The sequence below is a fragment of the Actinoplanes sp. NBRC 101535 genome, assembly GCF_030269225.1.
GTDB classification, from domain to species: Bacteria; Actinomycetota; Actinomycetes; order Mycobacteriales; family Micromonosporaceae; genus Actinoplanes; species Actinoplanes rectilineatus.
In genome coordinates this window covers 1-443 of the sequence record NZ_BSSY01000051.1, presented here as the reverse complement: position 1 = coordinate 443, position 443 = coordinate 1, and the positions used below count along the sequence as shown (strand labels likewise).

Sequence of the window (443 nt, the reverse complement as noted above, 5' to 3'; positions counted from 1 at the left end):
GCCCGGATCGGTCTGCGGGTGACGCGGGCTCAGCGGCAGCGGTGCTTCGGGTTGTTGCGGTCGGCCGGTGACGTGTGGGCGTGCATCCTGGAGGTCAATGCCTGGCATCTTCGTCGCGGCGATGCGCCGGTGGCGGGCTACCAGCAGTTGTGCCGGTTGTTGGCCGCCTCGGGTCCGGGGACGTTCGGCGAGCTGGACTCGACCGGTGCCCGGTCGGTGTTGCGGCGACTGTGCGTGGACGTGACCGCGGAACTCCCGGTCACCGCCCATCCCGACGGGACGGCACCGGATCCGGGCAGGGTGGCGGGTGTCGATCCGGGGATCATCCACCCGTTCGCCGTCGCCACCGCCGGCGGCGGCCGGGCCCTGCTGGTCTCGGGCCGGGCGATCCGCGCCGAACACCGCATGCATCTGGCCGACACGAAAGCCCGCCGCAAAGCCAC

At 72.5% G+C, this 443-nt stretch carries 1 protein-coding gene; it reads left to right on the top strand.

Annotated elements, in window-relative coordinates; genetic code table 11:
• Positions 1 to 18: 18 nt before the first annotated feature.
• Positions 19 to 443 (top strand): hypothetical protein (locus QSK32_RS45310; RefSeq protein WP_285475563.1); only part of this gene is annotated, 425 nt, incomplete at its 3' end.